The organism is Rhodococcus sp. EPR-134, assembly GCF_001647205.1.
Taxonomy (GTDB): domain Bacteria; phylum Actinomycetota; class Actinomycetes; order Mycobacteriales; family Mycobacteriaceae; genus Rhodococcus_F; species Rhodococcus_F qingshengii.
Map to the genome: position 1 here is coordinate 1 of NZ_LVCT01000346.1, position 4,588 is coordinate 4,588.

A 4,588-nucleotide genomic window follows, 5' to 3' on the forward strand; every position below is an offset into this window, starting at 1 on the left:
CATCGCGGTTATCTTCAGTGCTAGAGACAGATCCAGCCGTAGCTCGGGTTGCGCCGTGAAGGGTCCCAGCATTTTCTCCAGCTTAACGACCCTGTAACGCAGTGTGTTGTAATGGAAGTGGAGCTTGCGCGCTGTCTCGGCGATGTTGATGTTGGTCGCGAGCAAGACTTCCAATGTCTTGCGCATGTCCTGCGCTTCGGCAGTTTCCTCCGTCAGTTCCCGCAGTGTCTCCCGCGCGAACGTCTCCAGCTCGTTTTCGTCCTCGACCAGACTGAGCAGTCTGTACACACCGCGATCGTCGAACTGAGTCACCGTCCACGGACCGGAGATCCGTCGCCCGACGGTCAGTGCGGTGCGCGCCTGACTGTAGAGCGCGGGGACTGCGTCGATCGCCGCTGTCGGCCGGGACACCCCGACACTGAACGGCCTTCTCCCGCCGCCACCTTCACCGCGAACGACCGTGACGAGGTCCCGCACCAATGCCATCGTGTCGGTGCCGACGCCCATGACGATCACCGTCTCGCCCGTCAGCGCGGTCACCGCCGCACCGGGATCGCGGTGGGCGATCGCCCCGGAGAACGCCATCGCCTGGCGATCGACAACAGGCAGCCGAGCGGGCGCCGCAGAGGCCGGTTCGTCGATCGGGTCAGGCTCGATCGAGACGATCACCAGCGGGCGGTCGAAGTCCCAACCGAATGTCTTGGCATGGGAGACAACGTGATCGTGGTCCCCGGCCCGACCGAGGAGCAGGTCGTGAACGAAGTTGGCGCGATGGCGTTCCTCCACCGACGCCACGGCTTGTTCGCGGGTGATGACCAACGCACACACCGACGCGGCCCGCTCGACCAGGTACTGGTCGTAACTCGTCATCACGCGCTCACCGGTGAACAACGCGAGACGCCCGTGGTCGATGTGATTGGCGGAAATCGCGGACACCGCGATGAATTGACCGTCGAACTCGTGCAGACCCAATCCGCCCTCGACGGTGTCGGTCCGCAGACGACCGGTGGAATCGACGGCGGGACAGGCAGACAGATGCTTGCGCTCCGCGGCGTCCCCGGCGCGGCAGATCTCGCGTCCGTCCGAGGTGGTGATCAGGGCGGCGCCCTTCATCTCCCGTGCGATGACTTCGGTCAATTGCGGGAGGCCGCCGCCGCCCATCACGACGTCGACCAGCAGCCGTCGCAAGCGCTCGGCCCCGAACATGGCGTCGATCTGGGCCGACTCCGTCTGCTCACGGTCTCTCGCCGCAGGGTGATCACACGCACCGTGAAAAACCAGGAGCGGGAAGCCGGCGCTTTCGGCCGCGTCGACCAGCTCCGGCGCGAGAGTGTCCCCGTCTGCGCCGAATTGGACGGCAAGTGCCGCAACACCTCGCGTCGACAACCGTCCGACAAATGCCTTGAAGGTTTCGGTGACCCTGGCGAGGGTTTCCGGCGTGGTGATCAGCAACTGTCCGTGCCGCAGCCACGGTCCGATGTCCGGAACCGCCATGAATCCCACCCGGGCTACCGTCGGGTCTTCGCAGCCGCCGGCGACCTTTCGAACACCAGGAAGGAGCTGGGTTCGAAGAAGTTCGGAGAGAACAGCATTCACCTCGGATGCCGGTACGGCCGGGTTTGCCACTTGGCAGGCACCTCGATTTCATTCGGATCACGGAAGATGGTTCACGAAAGAAACGATCCTATCCCCACCGAACACAAGATGTCCGAATTCAGCGCAGTCGACTCAGGCCGTTCGATGCAGGGCGGTCGGATTCTCCTGAGGTGGCGGGTGGATCGGCCCCTGCAGATCCCGCAGTTCCAAACCGGAGGCATTGCGCAGGGTCTTGGTCATCTCGGCGAGGATCGACACTGCAGTCTCCTCCGGTGTCCTCGCGCCGAGATCCAACCCGATCGGTGAGTGCAGACGCCCCAACTCGGCGTCGGTGACGCCTCGCTCCTTCAACAGCGCCACCCGACGCTCATGCGTCGCACGACTTCCCATCGCGCCGACGTACGCAGCCGGCGAACGCAGCGCGATCTCGAGCAGGGGGATGTCGAACTTCTCGTCGTGCGTGAGCACGGCCAGGACGGTTTTGTTGTCGATCGGTGCGGTTTCGAGGAACTTGTGTGGCCACATGACGACCAGATCGTGGGCGTCGGGGAAGCGCGCCCGTGTCGCGAAGACCGGCCGTGCGTCCACGACGGTCACGCGATAACCCGCAAAGGCGCCCAACGTACACATCGAGGCCGCGAAGTCGATGGCCCCGAACACGTACATCCGCGGTAGTGGCGCGAAGATCTCGACCAGCAGGTCGTGCTGCGAATCGATGAGAGTTCCCGCCGGCGCGACAAAAGCGACGGACTCACCGGTGTCCATCGTGCGCAGCAGGATGGACACCTCGTCCTCCGTGGCATCCAGATCTCCGCTGCGTCGGCCGTGCTCGACGACGAGGTGCCGTGCCGGTGCTCCCGGACGCACTTCGGTGACCACGACGACGGGCGTATCGGCCTCGATCCGTTCACAAACCTGACCGAACTCGGCGAAATCGGCTCCGACGGCCTGGACGAACACTTCGATGGTTCCGCCGCAGGTCAGCCCTACTCCGATGGCGTCGTCGTCGGAGACGCTGAAGACCTCGACGCGACTGGTGCCGTCGGCGAGAACCTCCTGGGCGATCTCGTACAGTGCACTCTCGATACACCCGCCCGAGACGCTGCCGACCACCTCGCCGGAGCGTGAGACGGCCATCGAAGCACCGGGCATGCGCGGTGAGGATCGCCAGGTACGGACAACCGTCGCCAGTGCAAAATCCTCGCCGCGGGCGTGCCACTGCGCCAGCTGAGTGGAAATGTCGCGCATCGCCTCGCCTCCCGCTTGCATCGCCGTCCGTAGAGAGTTCACGGTATCGGCCCACCGCAATCCTGCCTGTCACACAATGCGCCTAAATCCGGGCCCTGCAGTTGTGCAATGTCGCCGTCGCATCACCTTGCGCTCTCGACCAGTGTTGTCACCGAGCCCAGCCGAAAGCAGGCCTGACCTTCATTCTTCCCCTCTCCGACGATCACTGCAGCGGCAATTCACGCAGATGGTGCGACGGATCGAGTGGGCGACGTTGCACACCACAGAACCGAGGTTTCTCCCATGGACCAATTGCTCAGCGGTATCAAAGTTCTCGACCTCACCCGTGCTCTCGCGGGCCCTCTGTGCACGTCGCTGCTCTCGGATTTCGGCGCCGACGTGGTCAAGGTCGAAACCCGTGGCTCCGGCGACAGTTCGCGTCAGTGGCCGCCGTTCGACGGCGATCGAAGCCTCTACTTCGCTTCCGTGAACCGCGGCAAACGGTCGATCGCCATCGACATGCGCAGTGACCGCGGGCGGAAACTGCTTCGCAGCCTGGCCCTCGACGCAGATGTGCTGGTCGAGAACTTCCGTCCGGGAGTACTGGCCGACATGGGGCTCGATCCCGACTCGCTCGAGCAGGAGAATCCAGGGCTCGTCGTGATGAGCATCAGTGGTTTCGGCCCGGTGGGCCCTGACCAGTTCGCGCCCGGACTCGATCAGGTGGCCCAGGGCATGTCCGGGCTGATGTCGGTCACCGGTGCCGGGGAACAGACCCCGATGCGGGTCGGTATCCCCATCATCGACACGGTCTCGGGCATCTACGCAGCGCTGGGCATCACGGCGGCGCTTGCCTCTCGCGGTCGCGATGGTCGTGGGCACCGCGTGCAGACCTCGTTGCTGGAATCCGCGATCTCGATCATGACCTTCCAGGCGCAGGACTACCTGAGCACCGGGCGGGTTTCGACGCCGAACGGCAATACGCACCCGACGATCACGCCGTACGGCGCTTTCGACACTGCCGACTTCCCGATCAACATTGCCACCGGCTCGGACAAGCACTGGATCGCACTGTGCTCGGTACTCGGCGACCCCGAGCTCGCCTTCCGTACCGAATATGCCACGGGTAAAGAACGTTTGGCGCACCGAGACCAACTGACCAAAGAACTCGAGGACCTACTGACCACGAAGGGCGCGGCGCAATGGATCTCCGAGATCCGCGGTGCCGGAATCCCCTGCGGCCCCATCCATTCGATCGATCAGGTGTTCTCCGACCCGCAGGTCGAGGCATTGCAGATGGTCGAGCAGACCCAGAGCGCCGACGGAACGTCGATTCCCGTTGTCCGCGGACCGTTCTGGGTGGACGGCAAGACCCTTCCCGTCAGGAATGCGCCACCCATGACTCTCGGCGGTGACGCCGACGACGTACTCACCGACTTCGGCCTGCGCCCGGAGGAGATCGAGGATCTTCGCGCAAATTCGGTGATCTGACCGCACACTAGTAACAGAGCAGACGCTCTGTTACTGTGCGTTCATGCCTCGGCCACGCGTCCACGACCTCGACACCCTGCTCGACGCTGCCGAAAAACTTGCCGCCACTGCCGGACCGAGCGCTGTCACGGTCCGGGCAGTCTCCGACGCCACCGGTGTATCCAACGGGGCGATCTATCACGCATTCGGCTCTCGCAGTGGACTGGTCGGTAGCGCGTGGCTGCGTGCTGCGCGACGATTTCTCGCGCTTCAACAATCGAGAGTGGACGACGCT

General features: G+C 64.2%; 4 protein-coding genes. 2 read left to right on the forward strand and 2 right to left on the reverse strand.

Translation table 11 applies throughout. The features are described from left to right. Together A2J01_RS15510 and A2J01_RS15515 are read right to left on the reverse strand one after the other, a co-directional pair. The coding region (locus A2J01_RS15510; RefSeq protein WP_064113051.1) for a PucR family transcriptional regulator at positions 1 to 1,626 on the reverse strand (1,626 nt) is incomplete at its 3' end. A gap of 102 nt (positions 1,627 to 1,728) precedes the next feature. Continuing rightward, on the reverse strand, positions 1,729 to 2,844 hold the full coding sequence (locus A2J01_RS15515) for an XdhC family protein (protein ID WP_020909752.1): 1,116 nt from the start codon (positions 2,842 to 2,844) through the stop codon (positions 1,729 to 1,731). A gap of 282 nt (positions 2,845 to 3,126) precedes the next feature. On the opposite strand from A2J01_RS15515, the gene A2J01_RS15520 reads away from it, so the two are divergent. Continuing rightward, positions 3,127 to 4,314 (forward strand): CaiB/BaiF CoA transferase family protein, encoded by a 1,188-nt coding sequence (locus A2J01_RS15520; protein ID WP_003946016.1) that lies wholly within the window; start codon positions 3,127 to 3,129, stop codon positions 4,312 to 4,314. A gap of 43 nt (positions 4,315 to 4,357) precedes the next feature. After that, positions 4,358 to 4,588: helix-turn-helix domain-containing protein (locus tag A2J01_RS15525; RefSeq protein WP_156519289.1), on the forward strand; the 231-nt coding region annotated here is incomplete at its 3' end.

Bases quoted from the DNA above. Each gene is read 5' to 3' on its own strand.
- A2J01_RS15520 (WP_003946016.1), top strand. From the start codon at position 3,127: ATGGACCAATTGCTCAGCGGTATCAAAGTTCTCGACCTCACCCGTGCT.
- A2J01_RS15515 (WP_020909752.1), bottom strand. From the start codon at position 2,844: ATGCGCGACATTTCCACTCAGCTGGCGCAGTGGCACGCCCGCGGCGAG.